The organism is Mesorhizobium sp. M0848 (assembly GCF_040319805.1).
In the GTDB taxonomy this organism is placed as follows: domain Bacteria; phylum Pseudomonadota; class Alphaproteobacteria; order Rhizobiales; family Rhizobiaceae; genus Mesorhizobium.
The window spans coordinates 93,219-109,733 of record NZ_JAMYOM010000006.1 but is presented as its reverse complement, the minus strand read 5'-3'; the positions used below and the strand labels follow the sequence as shown (position 1 = coordinate 109,733).

8 protein-coding genes and 1 tRNA gene are annotated in these 16,515 nt (G+C 59.2%); 5 read left to right on the top strand and 4 right to left on the bottom strand.

Translation table 11 applies throughout. From position 1 onward, the window contains the following. Window positions 1–437 precede the first annotated feature (437 nt). A complete protein-coding gene (locus tag NKH95_RS08505) occupies window positions 438–1,361 on the top strand; it encodes a DUF1003 domain-containing protein (RefSeq protein WP_352891334.1) in 924 nt (307 codons plus the stop codon). A 224-nt stretch (window positions 1,362–1,585) separates the two neighbouring features. Further along, window positions 1,586–1,662, top strand: a tRNA-Arg gene (locus NKH95_RS08500). A gap of 85 nt (window positions 1,663–1,747) precedes the next feature. Here the strand turns inward: NKH95_RS08500 and NKH95_RS08495 are convergent. The 4 genes from NKH95_RS08495 to NKH95_RS08480 all read right to left on the bottom strand — a co-directional run bounded on the left by NKH95_RS08495 (window position 1,748) and on the right by NKH95_RS08480 (window position 12,008). After that, entirely contained in the window at window positions 1,748–3,286 is a 1,539-nt protein-coding gene (locus NKH95_RS08495) for an AAA family ATPase (RefSeq protein WP_352891333.1), read from the bottom strand. Next, entirely contained in the window at window positions 3,283–7,425 is a 4,143-nt protein-coding gene (locus NKH95_RS08490) for an Eco57I restriction-modification methylase domain-containing protein (protein ID WP_352891332.1), read from the bottom strand. The genes NKH95_RS08495 and NKH95_RS08490 overlap by 4 nt, the downstream gene beginning before the upstream one ends. Then, window positions 7,418–10,738 (bottom strand): helicase-related protein, encoded by a 3,321-nt coding sequence (locus NKH95_RS08485; RefSeq protein ID WP_352891331.1) that lies wholly within the window; start codon window positions 10,736–10,738, stop codon window positions 7,418–7,420. Before NKH95_RS08485 ends, NKH95_RS08490 begins: the two co-directional genes overlap by 8 nt. Window positions 10,739–10,889: 151 nt before the next feature. After that, window positions 10,890–12,008: a LacI family DNA-binding transcriptional regulator gene (locus tag NKH95_RS08480; RefSeq protein ID WP_352891330.1), complete on the bottom strand. Its 1,119-nt coding sequence runs from the start codon at window positions 12,006–12,008 to the stop codon at window positions 10,890–10,892. Window positions 12,009–12,566: 558 nt separating this feature from the next. On the opposite strand from NKH95_RS08480, the gene NKH95_RS08475 reads away from it, so the two are divergent. The 3 genes from NKH95_RS08475 (at window position 12,567) to NKH95_RS08465 (ending at window position 16,325) form a co-directional block, all read left to right on the top strand. Then, window positions 12,567–13,529, top strand: coding sequence for a sugar-binding protein (locus NKH95_RS08475; protein ID WP_352891329.1), 963 nt, complete (start codon window positions 12,567–12,569; stop codon window positions 13,527–13,529). 196 nt (window positions 13,530–13,725) lie between these two features. Beyond that, window positions 13,726–15,270 carry a sugar ABC transporter ATP-binding protein gene (locus tag NKH95_RS08470; RefSeq protein ID WP_352891400.1) on the top strand — a complete coding sequence of 515 codons (1,545 nt, stop codon included), beginning with the start codon at window positions 13,726–13,728 and terminating at the stop codon, window positions 15,268–15,270. A 59-nt stretch (window positions 15,271–15,329) separates the two neighbouring features. Beyond that, complete coding sequence (locus tag NKH95_RS08465) at window positions 15,330–16,325, top strand: ABC transporter permease (protein WP_352891328.1); 996 nt, start codon at window positions 15,330–15,332, stop codon at window positions 16,323–16,325. Window positions 16,326–16,515: the final 190 nt, after the last annotated feature.

Sequence of the window (16,515 nt, the reverse complement as noted above, 5' to 3'; positions counted from 1 at the left end):
ACCCCCCTCTGTCCTGCCGGATGTTCGTCGCTCGGAAAGCCAAGCAATTGGCTTTCCGCCCGCTGCGCGGACCGCTCCTCAACCCCCGCAAGGGGGGAGATCAGCGGCTTCGGCGCTACGCTCACTCATGTGACGGTGGAAATTGGCGAAAGCCGGGACGACAGCCAATCTCCCTCCTTGCGGGGGAGATGTCCGGCAGGACAGAGGGGGGTGATTGGCGCAAACATCGGGCAAGTTCTTCCCGCTCCGCCTGTGGATGACGAAGTTGGTGAGGCTTCGGCCAATCTCGAATGTCTCCACCCGCCCTTAGGGGCGAGCCGAGCCAGCCGCATCGCCTTCTCCGATCAAAACCACTTGTCCGGCCTGCGAAATCCGTGCTCGGCGCTGGCTATGCGCCGCCACCTCTGTCTATCGTCGCCCAGCATCAGGAGCCCACCATGAGCACCGTCCCCAAAACACCCGAGCAACCGGCCGACAATCAGAACGACAGCGGCGGCGAATATTTCGAGGCGCCGACCCTCAGTGAGCTGGAGGCCGATCCGGTGCCGGACGAGCACTTCGAGACGCCTGAAGTGCCGGACTCCGAACCCGCGGGCCCCGGCGCCCACCGCGGCAAGCCGAAGAAAAAACCATCGGCGATATCGGGCCGGAAGTTCCGCAAGCGCGATCTGGTACGCATCGACACGCTGCGCCCGAGCCTTGCCGACCGCATCCGGTCGGATCACCCGGACCTGCCGGCCGGCGCCCGCATCAGCCGCGCCGAGCTCGGCCGCTACCGCATGCGCTACATGGAGGAGCTTCTCCAGCAGGAGCACGGCGAATTCTCCGAGCTCGACCGCCAGGTGGTCGAATCGATCGCCAGGCAGGACACCATTTCCGAAAACTCGGAAGAGGAATTCGAGGAGCACCGGACGTTCGCCGACCGCGTCTCCGACAACATGGCTTCCTTCGGCGGCAGCTGGTGGTTCCTGATCTCGTTCGGCAGCGTGCTGCTGGTGTGGATCGGCATCAACCTGATCGCCGGCATGAGCGCCGCCTTCGACCCCTACCCCTTCATCCTGCTCAACCTGCTGCTCTCCTGCATCGCCGCCATCCAGGCGCCGATCATCATGATGAGCCAGAGGCGGCAGGAGTCCAAGGACCGCCTGCGCTCCTTCAACGACTACCGCGTCAACCTCAAGGCCGAGCTCGAAGTGCGCCATCTGCACGAAAAGCTCGACTACCTCATCTCGCGCCAATGGACGCGCCTGGCCGAAATGCAGCAGATGCAGCTTGACGCCATGCACGAACTGACCGGGGCGAAGAAGCCGAAGCGGGCGGTGCGCCGGCGGCGGACGGTGAAGAGCGCGGTGGGGCAGTGAGAGGGTTCCTCGCCCCCACAAAGTGGGGGAGAGGTGGCTCGGCGAAGCCGAGACGGAGAGGGGGAGCGCCATATCCAACAGGCGGGCACCCGTGAGAGGACCAACCCACCCCCCACCACGCGACGCCGCCAATCGCCATTTGCCCGTTGAAGCCCGCGCCTGCTTCCGCTAAGAAGCCGTGACTTGCCGGTTCGCCGGCTGGTTCGTTTTCCGGATTCCGGAAAGCACCCGTAGCTCAGCTGGATAGAGCGCTGCCCTCCGAAGGCAGAGGTCACAGGTTCGAATCCTGTCGGGTGCGCCAATGATTTCAAAGACTTATTTGGTGTTATGTTGCCAAGATATTTTGTTGGGCAACACGGGGGTACACGTGGAATGATATCGCTGGGTTACGTGATCGTGTTGTCCGTCCGTGCAGCCTCAAGAGCCAGAATTGCTGCAATCGCGCCTTCAACTTCTTGCCTCGATGGATTTGGAGCGTTGGCGTGTGTTTGCGGGTTCAGGACGCCGGCACGATACATCCGGAGGTCGGTGAGGATTGGTGCTAATCTCTGGGCACGGTTTTGACTGGGGAGATCCGCCCAGGCGGTTATTGCATTTAACAGAACTTCGGAGTCGTTTTCTTTGGGGTTCATCGTGAAGGCAGTTTGCACGCGTCGTCGTTCGCAGAACCGCTTCAAACCCCACTCGAAGGCTCTTCGCGCAGACGTCGCTGCCGAAGGAACAGAGTTGGCCGCGAGCTGTGAAGAGCATTCGTCCAGCGCTGCCCGAAGAACATCGCCATTCGGCATTTTGACCGAGGGAGTAGCCCTGCCGCCATCCCCATCGGCAAAGATCTCTGCCCAGGTCCACGCATTTGAACCGTCGTGAAATTGCCTGGCCATGTCGAACCAGACTCTATCGTGCGTAAGGATCACGGTCTGCCAATCGGCGAAGAAGTCTCGCAGCAGGCGAAGAACCGGTATGCGATTGTCGTGGTCAAGGCCGATTAGTACATCATCGAGGACGAGCAGTTTGAGCCTTTCGCCACCTGCGGGTACACAGGCAAGGCGCCCGCCGAGATACATCGCCATAGCGAAGGCGGATAGCCGAGCCTCGTTTAGGAATGTCTGGGGAGTTGGCAGATCTCTGCCATTGAATGCGATCCCTGGAAACAGTTCGCGCCCGGTGATGATACGGTCGCGCTTCCACCATTGATGCTGATACGTCACCCCACCAAAGGTCAAAGGCTTAACCTCGATAGATGCGCCAAGCATGGTTTGCACTAGGTTGACCAAGTGTGGGTGAAGCGCCTCCAGCGCCGCGCGAAAACCCTCGTTGAAGGCAACACACGCCTTTTGTACCGGCTCCAGCGAGCTGTTGTAGTTGTAGGGCATTGAACGCTGAATTTCGGCCCAAAGTTGACCGATTGTCTTAACAATTCCACCTTCCGTCGCGACAGAGAAGTCTGCCAGGAGCAAGTGCACCGAAATATCGAAAAGGTTTGGCCGCTTGTCCCCGTGAATATAGTTGGTATCCAGAAGGGCACGGTAATCGAGGCATGACTTTCGAAGCGCGGCTTCAGCCACGCGCGCGTCGGCGCCCGGCAAGCGAGTAGGATGTCGCGTGCTCGACCAAGGAACGGAGGGTGTGCCGTCGTTGAAAGTAATATCGATCCGAAAGTCTGTGTCGGGTCGGCCAGAGAATACGTTCTTCACTGAAGCGGTTGCCGGCGGTCGCATGGCAAAGAAATGACGAAGCGCTTGGAAGATCGACGACTTGCCAGCACCGTTTTCGCCATAAACAAGCAGATTCTTACCAACCAGATCAAACGTCACCGGATTGGGGAACGCGCGGAAATCACAAAGCGAGAGCGCGCTGATGCGCAATGGATTTTGCGCGGCTACGGGTGCAGCGGGAACTGGCGCGGGTGGAACAGCGCCGTTCATTCCCTGTCCTCGATAATCCGCACGACATCAAGGGCCTGAAGATCAAAAAGCATGCCATATAACGGATGCGATGTTTGGAAAGTGCGATCCGCAAACTCCTCTGCCGCCCGCCCAAGTTCCGCGTCTTCAAGTCCGGCGAGCTTGCTGAGGCCGGCACGTTCAGCCTCCTCAAACAGGGTCAGGCCCCGCGCGTGGAGATCGTCCTTGAAGAAGAGTTCATAGACGAAGCCGTTGAGGAGTTGCTCGAACTGGCCGGTCTGTTTGCTGCCAGCGATTACGTCGGCCATCGTCAAAAGAAAACGCCTCTCTCTCTCAGAGGTATTCGGAACTGGAATTTGCTCAACGTAAATTGACTTGAATCTCAGAAATCCGTTTTGAATACGCGGTGACAGTTGTTGGTAGAACCATTCAATCATCGAACTATTGAGAAATGCGACAAGCCATTTGGGAGCTTCGGGTATCAGGAAGGTCGTATCGCCTGTGAAGGCCCCCGACGCGTCCCAAGAAAAACGGACTGATAGTGTTATGTCTGGATAAACAATCTTGGGCATCAGGAACTCCTGCCAATAGGCGATATTGTCCTGAATCTCGAACCACTTGTAGGAACCTGCTTTGCGGCCCTCCCATTTGCCGACCGTCGAGTCATCCCAATCGGCAGGCTTCGGCTCAAGCTTGTGGCGGTAAGCTTCCAGATGCCGCTTGATCGCCGGATAGGCGTCGATGTCGATGCCGCGCCGAGTGAAAATCAACCACAAATCCTGTGGTTCCACACGCCAGCGCTTGATATCGCGGCCGCGCAGGAAGGGCTTGATGATCTCGGTGGATCTGTCCTCGCGGCCTTTATGATTGTTCTCTTCGGCCTCCTCTTCAATTTCTATCTTCCTCCATCCCGGAATGACGAACGCGTCGTTGTAGCCGGTCTTGATGCCGTAATAGAAACGCCCTTCGACATATTGGCCAAGCGGCATACCCGCCGCGCGGATGCGCTCCAGCAGCCCGCGCTTGGCCTGGGGCTCCAATTGCCAGCCATCAGTCGCTAGCGCCTTCTGCGGTATGTCGAAGCCGATCTCGTCCATCAGCTTCGAGAAGCCGGGAATATCCTCCCGACCCAGTTCCTGCGGCCAGTTCATCACCCGCAGGCTTTCCTTAGCGTCCGGCGCGAGCACCGGCGCCTCGCGCCTCGTGGCGATGACGATGGTGGGATATGCGATGGCGTCGAACACTTCGGCATCGCCGAAATCAACGATGCGGCGCAGTTGTGTGTGTCGATTCATCCAGCCGCGGAGGTTCGTGCCATATTTGGCTCGATACCATTTGTTCGAGGTGATGTAGGCAAAGGCTCCGCCGGGATTGAGCAGCTCGATGCCGCGCTGGATGAAATAGACGAACAAATCCGCCGTGCCGGCATAGGCGCCGATGGGAATGCCTCTTTCCTTGCCGCCATAGTGCTTTTCGAGCACGGGCTTCTGATCTTTGATCGCCTCCTGCCGCACATAGGGCGGGTTGCCGATGACGAGATCGAAGCGCGAGGAGAGACCGAACATCCATTCGGGATCGAAGAAGGGCGCAGCGGCATTCTGGTCGAATGGGTCCCAGGCAGCCATCAGCTTGGCGTCCGTCTCCGGCAGACCGCGATCGAATTTCAGAAGCTCGGCCAGTTCATCGCGCAGCCGGGCGATATCTTCGCGGCGCAGGCGCTTGGTCTTGGCGGTACGGGCGGAGAAATAGCGCGCGTTCATGGCGCGCAGTTCCGCTTCCTTGTCGGCGATCTTGGTATTGCGGAAGAGATCGGCCTGCGCCTTGCGCTCGATTGGGATTAAGCTGTTGGCGGCTACAAGTTTGGTCTCAAGGTTCGGCAGAGCCGTGATGTTGGCGTTACCCTGCTCGCGGTCGATCTTCTGGCTCACCACCAGCGAGATGAAGAAGCGCAGCTTGGCGATCTGCACAGCGATGGGCTGGATATCGACACCGAACAAACACTTGTCGATGAGATAGAGTTTGCGGGCATAGTCCGGCTTGTTGGCGTCGGAGAAATCGTGGTCGAGCTTGGCAAGAGCGGCTTCCGCCTCCTCAATCTCGGTTTCCCGGCGCGATGGATCGGGCGTCTGCTTGGCTGCGGCTAGCCGCAGTTCCAGCGGCCTGCGGTTCTGCGCCTTCCAACGCGCATTGTCCGGATCGAGCCGATGAAGCAGATGGATGAGCTTCTGCAGCAGGCCCATGGGGAACGCGCCCGATCCGCAGGCGGGGTCCAGCGCCTTCAGATTATCGATGGCGGCGATCAGGTGATCGGTCTCAGCATTCGAGAACGGATTGCCGCTCTCCTTGAATGACAGGAGATTCCGCAGGCGGTGCCCGAGATCGCCGGCAGGCGCAGCGCCTGCGCCGTTCTGCTTCGGGCTGACGGTAAGATCGAACTCACCCGGCAACGCCATGTCGAACGCTTGCTGGCGCGGTTTGCCAGGCGCGGGCACAGCGGGCCTTGCCACCAGGCGCCGCTCGAAATATGAGACCAGCGCCTCGTCGACCATGTAGTCGACCACTTCGCGTGGGGTATAGAACGAGCCGGATTTCTTGCGCGCCGTGGTGCGCGTATCGGCGTTGTAGCTGGCGAGCAGGTTTTCAAACACCTTGCCGAGCAGTTCCGGATCGAGTGCAACTTCCTCCTCAACCGGCGTATTCTCCTCGACCGTGAATTTGTATCGGGAGAACAGTTCGATCAGGCCGTCGACATCTTCGGCAGATTTCGACTTTGAGTCATACTCAACACTGAGATCGACCTTTTCCTTGCTGGCAAAGAAAATCTTGTTCGGAACATTCAGTGGATTGTCCGGGCGGTCGGAAAAGCCATCGATGCGGATGACATCGTGTGAGCCTTCCCTAACGAGGCGCTTCATCAAGTCCGGGTTGCGTTCCAGATCGCGGGCGGACACCTCGCGATCCAGACACTCGAACAGGCCACCGTTGAGGAATGGCACCTGTTTGAAGAGATCGAGCGCCCTGTCGGGATCGCGGAAGGCATCACGGAAGCGATAGACAGTGTGGATGAGATATTGCCCATCTAGCCCGCCGCCGGTCCCCTTGGTGCGCCACTTGCGATCCTCGGACATCTCGGTGTTGAGCGTGGCGAAGAATAGGTTTTGCAGCACGGCCTTGTAATAGGTGCTGCTGTCTCGTTCCGAGCGCACGTCTTCTTTCAAGAGACCTTCGTCATCCCTCGATCTAGACAGCTTCAGCGGATCGAACAGCGCATCGGGCACCAACCCCTTTTCCTTGATGAACCAGACGAAGATCAGCCGGGTTAGTAGCCGGATGACGGCGATTTGGTTTTGCGCCTCGAAGGCCTCCTTCTTCGCCTTGTAGTTGGGTTCGTTGTCGCGCGCCCGGACGGCCGCCGGAAACTCGACGATCTTCGTCGACCAGAAGAACCAGTTGGCCAGTTCGTGATAGAAACGGGTGTTGAGCGTCTGCGCTGATAGCGCTTCGATCCAGCCGTCATAGAGGTCGCGGAAATTGGTCGGCACCCCGCGACCGCGCACCTTCACGGCAGAGAGTGCGATATCGCAGAGGATATCGACATGGGCGCGGTGTGGCGACGCGAGATTGATATCCTTCACGATCGAGATGCGCTTTTCGACCACATCGCGCGAGCCGTCCTTCCTACTCGGGCGGCGATCGATGACCGAGAGCGAACCAAACCTGCCATGCTTGAAAAGAATCACGGCCGGCATCGGGAAGAGCCGATTGACCTCGCGCGTGATGCCCGCAAGCGCGCCGCGGCTCCACTCTTCATCAGCAAGCTCTATGGCAATGAACACAAAGGATTCAATGATCGAGGTGCGATAATCCTGCTGGCCCGCAAAGAGCTCCGGAATCCCCTGAGCAAGTATAGGGATTTCGTCGTTTGTAAGCTGGAAGAGGAAGTCAACGCGTTGCCACTTCTCAATCTGGGCTTCGCGCTTTGAGGCCAGCCTCCCATCGCGGTCGACAAACTTCAGAAATGACGAGGGCGCACCGTCGAGATTGACCGTCTTGCGGCTGTCATAGCCCAGCGCGCTGAACAGCTCGGTTGCGGCCTCTCTCGTGGTCTTGCTCGCGAGCGCCTTCAGAGCTCGTTGCACCTGAAGCCGCGTGTCAGTCATTCATGGTCTCCTCGGGTTTCATGATGACGAGCCATGTGATCAGATCAAAATCGGTTCCCGTCTTCGGCAGCTTGGTATCGTCAACCAGCTTCCCGCCCCGGCCGGCAAAGAGGTTCCCGAGGTTCTTCTTGTCAGACTGCGAGGCGATGGCGCTGATTGCGGCGTCCAGCAAAGCGCTGTAGCGCTGCATATCCTTGCCGTCGCATGTTTGAGCGTCGAACAGCTCGCACAGCCTGGAATAGGGTTCGGCTTTGCCCTGGCAAACAGCGCGAAAGATCTCGAGCACCTGCTTGGGCGCTGTGAAATTATAGCGCACCTCTCCCGTCTCCCGTACATAGGCGAGGAAATAGGGCTGCAACGGATTGACGGTCTCGCCACCTGCGGACGCCTCACGCTGCTTGAGACAGTAGATAGTTCCGGGCTGAATGGTCGGATGGTCGGCATGCGCTGGCACAACCGCATAAAGCCCGAGTGGTGCGTCCTCAAGCCGCTCGCGGTTCGCCTCAATGAAGCCCAAAAGCTCGGCGCGGAAATCGTCGAGCGTGAATTCATTGAGCGCGACCGACTCGTTGAAGTCTTCGAGATCAAGCACCTCATCCTTCAACCTCAGCAATTGCTTGTCGCGATACCGAAGATCGTTCTGCACAAGCTCCTCGATATCCTTGGCGTTCAGGATGTTGTCCTCATTGGTCGCTGCGATATCGACGAGCGCCATGCGCGCCTCAACCCGATTTTTCAGGTTGATGTATTTGTTTAAATCGGGCGTAGGCCAAAAATTCACAAGCTGGATTTCGTGATTGAGACTGCCAATACGGTCTATGCGACCAAAGCGCTGGATAATCCGAACTGGGTTCCAGTGGATGTCGTAGTTGATGAGATAATCGCAATCTTGAAGGTTCTGTCCCTCCGAAATACAGTCGGTCGCGATCATTATATCGATTTCGCCGTCGTGCGGCATCGACTTGATCTTCGCGCGCTGCTTGGCTCGCGGCGAGAAGTTTGCGAGGATTTGCGAGAATTCAGCCTTGCCGAAGGTCGTGCGGTTCGGTTTGGAGCCGCCAGAAACAAGCGCAATGTGAAGGCCCAACGTCTTCCGCGCCCAACTCTCCAACGCTTCGTAAAGATACGCCGCTGTGTCCGCGAACGCACAGAACACGATTACCTTGCGGTTCTCCTCGCCCTGGCTGTTGCGATCGGGGTTCCTGACTTTGTGCTCGATTAGTTCTTTAAGCTTGGCCAGCTTGGCGTCTCGAGCCGGATCAACAGCTTGTGCAGCGTCGGAAAGAAGTGAAAGCTGCTGCTTGTCAGTCGCGAGATCCTTCAGCCAGCGATCGACGTCAAGATGAGCCATCTCAAACTTGAGCTTGGAACCAACTTGAAACGCCTGAGTGAGATCGTCATCGTCCTCGTCTTCGACGGCAAAAAGGTCTGGCTGAAGGGCGTCTTCGGCCGTCTTCGCATGGATCTTGTACTGTCGGAGCCTTTCTTCGAGTGCCTCGATTTTTGAAACGGTCCTCTCCATCGTGATGGCGAAAGCGTGGACGGAGCTTTCCAGACGTTTCAGAAAGTTGACCTTGATCATGCCAATTAGAAACTTCTCGCGATTGGCTTGCGAGAAGTTCACGATCTTGCGCTCTTCGTATTGCGCCGCGTAGGCCTGCAATACGTAACGCGAGGGATTGAAAAGCGAGAGTTCGTATTTGGAGATCTCGTCGTTCAATCGATCGTAGGACAGAAAGCGCCCCTTAAGGTCTATCTCGGAGAATATCGATCCCGGCTTTCGCCGCTTGGGAAAATGGCCAATTTTTTCGAGCGAAGAGCGATAGTATTTCTTAATGTGGTTCCGGGACCGTGCAATCGTCAGTTCATCGAGAAGCGTGAAGAATGACGCGGGGAGCCGATCCATGAGATCACGGGCATCGCGCTCACCGCTGCGACGCGCCCATTCCATGAAGGTTTTTTGCGCCGTGGAAAGCGTATCCTTTATGCTGTTGATCGCAAGATCCGATGCAAATGCCGCGTCTCTGCCTTCGGTGACAAAATAGATCTGATTTCGCAGGTCGCGGAGGTCGTTGTTAACCGGCGTTGCCGACAACAACAGTATCTTGGTCTTCACACCCTTCCTTATCACATCGTCCATCAACCGCTCGTACCGACTCTTTCGAACGATGTTTCCATCCTCGTCGCGCTTGCCTTTGGTGTTGTTCCTAAAGTTGTGTGATTCATCGACCACGACTAGATCGAAATTGCTCCAATTGATCGTTGACAGGTCAACCCCATCAACTCTACCGGATTCACGTGAAAGATCGGTATGCGAAAGCACCGTGTAGCTGAAGCGATCCTTCAGAAATGGATTTAGGTCGCTGTTATTCTGAGCGAGAAATACAGTCCAGTTATCTCGCAGTTTCTTTGGACAGAGGACAAGAACTCGGTGATTTCGAAGCTCGAAATATTTGATTACGGCCAGAGCCGAATAAGTTTTTCCGAGGCCTACGCTATCCGCAAGAATGCAGCCATTGTGCGCATTGATCTTGTGGATTGCCCCTTTCACGCCATCTTTTTGAAAGTCGAACAACGCTTTCCAGATTTCGGTATCGATGATTGCAGTCTGTTCGAAGAGGGCGGCGTCGGCGTCCTGGCCAGAAATGAAACGTTCGAATACGTGATAAAGCGTCTTAAAATATATGAACTCAGGCGCATGATTGACGTAGAGCTGCTCAAGATATCGCAGTACCTCGTCCTTGACGTCCGACACGAGTTTGCTGTCGTCCCATATCGCATCGAACCATTCCCTGAGGTCCGAGCGGTCGCGATCGCTGTCGACAATTAGGTTGAGCTCAATGTTCGGCGTGCTTGATATGCCCAAGCCACGACGCGTAAAATTGGAACTGCCGACAATGGCGTGCTCTCTTCGGCCATCGTCGATGTGATACATCTTTCCGTGGACAAAGTTCGCATCAAGAACTGAACGGATTTCGACCTTCTCGCTAAGCCAACGCGCACAATCGAAAGCGACCTGCCTTTGCTGGAGACGGTTGGCGAGTTCCAGGCCGTCGTCCTCAATTGCAAACCTTTTCCGCTCGTTCTTTTCGGGGTCCATTGAACCAATGAAGCGAGGTTCGCCAAACAAAAAGCGAAGCCGCTCGATGCCATCCAAATTTGTTTTCAACGCCTGATAGGCGTGAATAGTGAAATAGGCCGAGACGATGGAGAGCGTGCTTCCGCTCGAAATCCGGAATTTAAGAAAATCGGCGACGCTTCCACGGGAGTGGTTGTCTCGAATACCGTGCATTGCGGCGGTTGGTGACTGCATCAATAAATTCACTGTTCTGCTTGCGTGTTTGAACTGCTTATCGCAAACGCAGCATTCCGGTAAGGTAGATGGCAGGAGTTTGAATCATTTGCCCCCAACACAGAGGCCATAGGTTCAAAATCCCATTGGATGGGCCAAGATTAACTGGCCATCACCCCTTCACCGCCCGCACGCTCTCCCGCTCCACCAGCGGGCACTCCAGCTTGGTAATCGGATACCGCCCCCGCCCAGGCGCCGCCGGCGCCTCCAGCTGTTCGATTGCCCATTGGCCCATGGCCATGTGCGGCAGGATCGAGGTCGTCAGCGGCGGGAAGAGATGGCGGGCGATTTCCTCGTCGTCGTAGCCGACGACGGAAATGTCTTGCGGGATGTGCAGGCCGGCTTCCTTCAGCGCTTCGTAGCAGCCGATCGCGGTGCGGTCGTTCTGGCAGAAGATGGCGGTGGGCTTATCCCTGAGCGCCAAGAGCTTGACGGTCGCGGCATAGCCGGCGCTGGCCGACCAGTCGCCCTCGACCACCAATTCGCCGTCGAATGGAATGTCGGCGGTGGCGAGCGCGCGGCGGTAGCCTTTCAGCCGGTCTTGGGCGGCCTGCATCCATGGCTCGCCGGTGATGGTGGCGATGCGGCGGTGGCCGTGGCTGATCAGATGGCGGGTCGAGCTCTGGCCGCCGGCAATCTCGCTCGGCACCACGGCCGGGAAGGCATAGTCTGATGTGTAGCAGTTGAGCAGGATCACCGGGATGTCGAGGCCGTAGAGGTAATCGGGCGCCGTGATCTCGCGCGTGAAGATGGTCATGTAGATCAGCGCCGAAATGCCCCGCTTGGTGAGCGCGGCGATGGCGCGCGGCTCCATGACGGAATCGCCCAGCGTCTGCGCCACCAGCAGCACGTTGCCGGCATTCCACGAGGCCTGGCGCGCGCCCTCGATGGCGACCACGGCTTCCGGGCTGGTGGCGAGCTGGTCCACGGCAAAGCCGATCACGCCGTCGAGTCCTTCGAAGGCGGGCCCCTCGAAGGCAGGCAACGCCGGGTGAAGGGCCTCGAAGGCGGGCGCGGTGTAGCCAAGCGTGCGCGCGGCTTCGATCACCCGTTCGCGGGTCTGCTGCGACAGCTTGATCCCCGGCGAATTGTTGAGCACGAAGGAAACGGTCGCCTGCGAGCAGCCGGCGGCCCTGGCGATGTCGATCATGGTGACGCGACCCTTGGTGCCCTTGGCCGCCGCCTTGCGCCGCCTCGCCGTGTCGCTGGCCCGATCCGTCGTCTCGCTCATGGCAAATCCCAGTCTGGCTGGCCGGTCAGGCCGGCAAGATGGCGTGACGCCGTCGATTTATAGAGATATCATCAAGGCCGTTTATAACTATTAGTATGCCGGAGGTCTATCCGCCATGGATCTCCATAAAGGCCAAAACTCAAATGACGAAAGGCTTGGGCGGCGAGCCAGTGGTGACCAAGGCTCGGCGTTGGATACGCCTGGAAATCGCCGGCATTGGCTCGGAACTAATACTGTTTACTAATACAAAAATGCGCTGTACCGTCAATCCGTCGCATCCGGCCGGTGGGTTCGGGGCGGCGGGAGAGTACGAAAATGGCCCGGTGGCGAGCGGATCCTACCTCCGCAAGCTTTGTCTCGGATATGTGATATGTCAGACAAATCGGACTATTTACGAACGAAGGATGAGTCTCTAAGGTCCATGATCGTGGCTGGAACGACGCCATTCTTTCTGTGCCGGGAACCCCTTTGAGGAGGAGGGCGTCCACGCTGCAAACGGCAAATCAGGTCAGTGCAAGATCGGCCGGTCCAACGACTGAGCCAAACGGGAGGTTGAACATGAAATCCTTGATACGCAATGCATCCGTAGCCGCGGCCGCGCTGCTGCTTGGCCTGTCGGCCACGGCAATCGCGCGCGCCCAAGACAAGCCGATGCTGGCCTTCGTCGTCAACGGCGCTTCCGATTTCTGGAAGGCCGCCGAAGCCGGCGTCAAGAAGGCGCAGGGCGAACTGCCCGACTATACGCTCGAGCTCAAATATCCCGAGCAGTCCTCGGTCGCCATCCAGCAGCGGCTGATGGACGATCTGGTCACCGCCGGCGTCAAGGGCATCATGGTCTCGGCCGTCGATCCCAAGACCTCGACCGACGGCCTCAACAAGATCGCTTCGGAAACGGCGCTGTTCACCACCGACTCGGACGCCCCGCAGACCAAGCGCGTCGCCTATATCGGCTCGTCCAATGTCGATGCCGGCAAGCAGGCGGCCGAAATCGCCAAGAAGGCGATGCCCGATGGCGGAAAATGCCTCGGCTTCGTTGGCCTGCTCGGCGCCGACAATGCCAAGGAGCGTATCCAAGGCATGAAGGACGGCCTCGCCGGAACCAAGATCGAGCTGATCGACGTGCGCGGCGACGACATCGACCAGGCGCGCGCCAAGAAGAATGTCGAGGACGCGCTGGTCGCCAGCCCCGACGTCACCTGCATGGTCGGCTTCTACTCCTACAACACGCCGCGCATCTATGAAGCGCTGCGCGACGCCGGCAAGCTCGGCTCGATCACCGTCGTCGGCTTCGATGACGATCCGATCACGCTGGGCGGCGTCAAGGAAGGCACCATTGCCGCAACCGTCGTGCAGCAGCCCTTCGAATGGGCCTATCAGGGCATGAAGCTGATGGCTGCCTATCTCAAGGGCGACAAGTCGGGCATCCCGGAAGGCAACCTCATCATCATCCCGACCAAGATCATCGGCAAGGATGACGTCGACGCCTACGCCGCCAATCTGAAGGCGATGGCCGGAAAATAAGACTTGAAGCAGTTCAGCCGGCTCAACGTCGCTTGGGCCGGCTGCTCGCATTGACGAACACCGCGAGGATCGTCAGTCTGCCAAAAGCCAAGAGCATGATCCCGAAAAGTGGAAGCCGGTTTTCTCGGACAAACGGGAAACCGTTTTGTCCAGAGATCATGCTCAGAAATTGGCCCGCCAATCGCTGTCAGGCATGATGAATTATTCCGACACATCCATTGCTGCATCGACGATCGCTCCGTTCCTCAGCCTCGAGAACGTGCGCAAGACCTATCCGGGCGTCGTCGCGCTCGACGGCTTCTCCATGGAGGTCAGGCCGGGCGAGGTCATCGGCCTCGTCGGTGAAAACGGCGCCGGCAAATCGACCTTGATGAAGATCCTCGGCGGCGTCACCACGCCGGACAGCGGCACGATCACCGTCGACGGCACCGCACATGACAGGCTCTCCGTCGAAGCCAGCCTGGGTTCGGGCATCGCCTTCGTCCACCAGGAACTCAACCTGTTCGACAATCTCGATGTCGCCGCCAACATTTTCTTCGGCCGCGAGCCGTTGCGCGCCGGGCCGCTCAAGCTCGTCGACCGCGCCAAGCTGCGCACCATGGTGGCGCCGCTGTTGAAGCGCGTCGGCGCCAATTTTTCCGCCGACACGCCGGTCGCGACCCTGTCTCTGGCGCAGCAGCAGATGGTCGAGATCGCCAAGGCGCTGTCGATCGAGGCGCGGCTGGTCATCCTCGACGAGCCGACATCCAGCCTGCCGCTCGCCGAGACCGACAAATTGCTCGACGTCATCAAGGCGCTGAAGGCCGACGGCATCAGCGTCATCTTCATTTCGCACCGCCTGCACGAGGTCGAGCGCGTCGCCGACCGCGTCGTCGTGCTGCGCGACGGCATGCTGGCTGGCACCTTGCCGAAGAGCGACATCGGCCACGACCAGATGGTCAAGCTGATGATCGGCCGCATGCTGAAGGAGCGCGAAAAGGCCTCGGAGGCGGCGCGTGCGCCCGGCGCCGTAGCGCTTGCGGCCAAGGCCATTCGCACGCCTGCCTATCCCGGCCGCCCGGTCGATCTCGACGTCAGGCGCGGCGAAATCCTCGGTCTTGCCGGCCTTGTCGGCTCCGGCCGCACCGAGTTGGCGCGGGTGTTCTTCGGCATTGACTCGAAGCTCGGCGGCGCGCTCGAGCTCGACGGCAAGCCGCTTGCACTGGGCTCGGCGGCCGACGCCGTCGCGCATGGCATCTTCCTGGTGCCGGAAGACCGCAAGCTCACCGGCATCCTGCTCGACCTGTCGATCGCGCAGAACATTTCCTTGCCCAATCTGCCCGCGCATGCGCGCCGCTCCCTGGTGTCCAAAAGCGCCGAGACCGCCACCGCCGAGAAGCAAAAGAAAGATCTCGGCATCAAGGCGCCTTCGGTGCAGACGCGCACCGGCACGCTGTCGGGCGGCAACCAGCAGAAGGTCGTGCTCGGCAAATGGCTGGCCATGAATCCGAAGGTGATGATTTTGGACGAGCCTACGCGCGGCATCGACATCGGCGCCAAGGCGGAAATCTATGGCCTGATGCGGGCGCTCGCCGATGCCGGCGTCGCCGTGCTGATGATCTCGTCGGACATGGAAGAGGTGATCGGCGTGTCCGACCGCATCGCCGTCATGCATGAGGGCCAGATCTCGGGCATTCTCGACAAGGATCGGTTCAGCCAGGAAAACGTGCTGCTGCTGGCGGTGGGCAAGCAGCCGAAATAGTTTTTGTTGCCACGGGTTCCGGTCCGGAACCTTCCAGGGCGGGCATTGGGGAGAAGACGATGAGCAAGAAAGATCTCGGCCTGCTGATCCTGATCCTGGTGGTCGGGGCGATCGTTGCGATCATCAATCCGCGCTTCCTGTTGCCGATCAACCTCGCCAACACCTCGAACCTGATCGGCCTGTTCGGCATCCTGTCGATCGGCCAGGCCTTCGTCATCATCACCGGCGGCATCGAACTGTCGGTCGGCTCGGTGGTCGCGCTGCTGGGCACGCTGTTCATCGACTTCATCGCCGTGCGTGGCATGGAATGGCCGCTGGCCTTCGTGCTCATCCTGGTGCTTGGCGCCATCATCGGCCTGGCGCATGGCTGGCTGATCACAAGGCTCAAGCTGCAGCCCTTCGTCGTCACCCTGTGCGGGCTTTTGATCTACCGCGGCGTCGCCCGCTTCTACACTGGCGACGGCACGGCGGGTTTTGCGTTCGGCCAGAATTTCCCCGACCTCGAATTCCTCACCGCCGGGCGCTCTTATGGCGTGCCGAACAGTTTCATCGCGCTGATCGTTATTTCGATCGTCATGTGGGTGGTGCTGCACCGCTCGGTGTTCGGCCGCTATCTCTACGCCATCGGCAAGAACGAGGAGGCGGCGAAATATTCCGGCATCCGCACCGGCCGCGTCGTCATCGCCGCCTACGTCATCTGCGGCGTGCTGACGGCGCTGTCGGCGATCTATTTCGCCATGTACACGCGCTCGATCTCACCGGCCAGCCACGGCCAGTTCTACGAACTCTACGCCATCGCCGCAGCCGTGCTCGGCGGCTTCTCGCTGCGCGGCGGCGAAGGCTCGCTGATCGGCGTCATCCTCGGCACGGTGCTGCTGCAGGAGCTGCAGAACCTCGTCAACCTGCTCGGCATCCCGTCCTCGCTCAACTTCGCGGTGATGGGCGGCGTCATCCTCATCGGCGTGCTGGTCGACCAGCAATGGGGCGTGTTCCGGGAACGGCGGCTGATGGTCGACGCCACGCGCAAGAGCGCTTCCGGCGCGGCCGCGGAATAATCGCCCTGCCAGGACGCGCCGCGCGTTTGTCGGCGCCTGGCGGCATGAATGAAATGGTTGCGGCCTTGCCGCCCTTCTGCGATTGCGGGACGTCTCCACATCATGCCGGATGTCGGTGGCGGACGAGTGGCAAGCCATGAGAGCGAAACCTGAACTGTTGATGTTGAGGGCGGGGGCGCGCTTGAAGCCG

Bases quoted from the DNA above. Each gene is read 5' to 3' on its own strand.
- NKH95_RS08505 (WP_352891334.1), top strand. From the start codon at position 438: ATGAGCACCGTCCCCAAAACACCCGAGCAACCGGCCGACAATCAGAAC.
- NKH95_RS08495 (WP_352891333.1), bottom strand. From the start codon at position 3,286: ATGAACGGCGCTGTTCCACCCGCGCCAGTTCCCGCTGCACCCGTAGCC.
- NKH95_RS08490 (WP_352891332.1), bottom strand. From the start codon at position 7,425: ATGACTGACACGCGGCTTCAGGTGCAACGAGCTCTGAAGGCGCTCGCG.
- NKH95_RS08485 (WP_352891331.1), bottom strand. From the start codon at position 10,738: ATGCAGTCACCAACCGCCGCAATGCACGGTATTCGAGACAACCACTCC.
- NKH95_RS08480 (WP_352891330.1), bottom strand. From the start codon at position 12,008: ATGAGCGAGACGACGGATCGGGCCAGCGACACGGCGAGGCGGCGCAAG.
- NKH95_RS08475 (WP_352891329.1), top strand. From the start codon at position 12,567: ATGAAATCCTTGATACGCAATGCATCCGTAGCCGCGGCCGCGCTGCTG.
- NKH95_RS08470 (WP_352891400.1), top strand. From the start codon at position 13,726: ATGAATTATTCCGACACATCCATTGCTGCATCGACGATCGCTCCGTTC.
- NKH95_RS08465 (WP_352891328.1), top strand. From the start codon at position 15,330: ATGAGCAAGAAAGATCTCGGCCTGCTGATCCTGATCCTGGTGGTCGGG.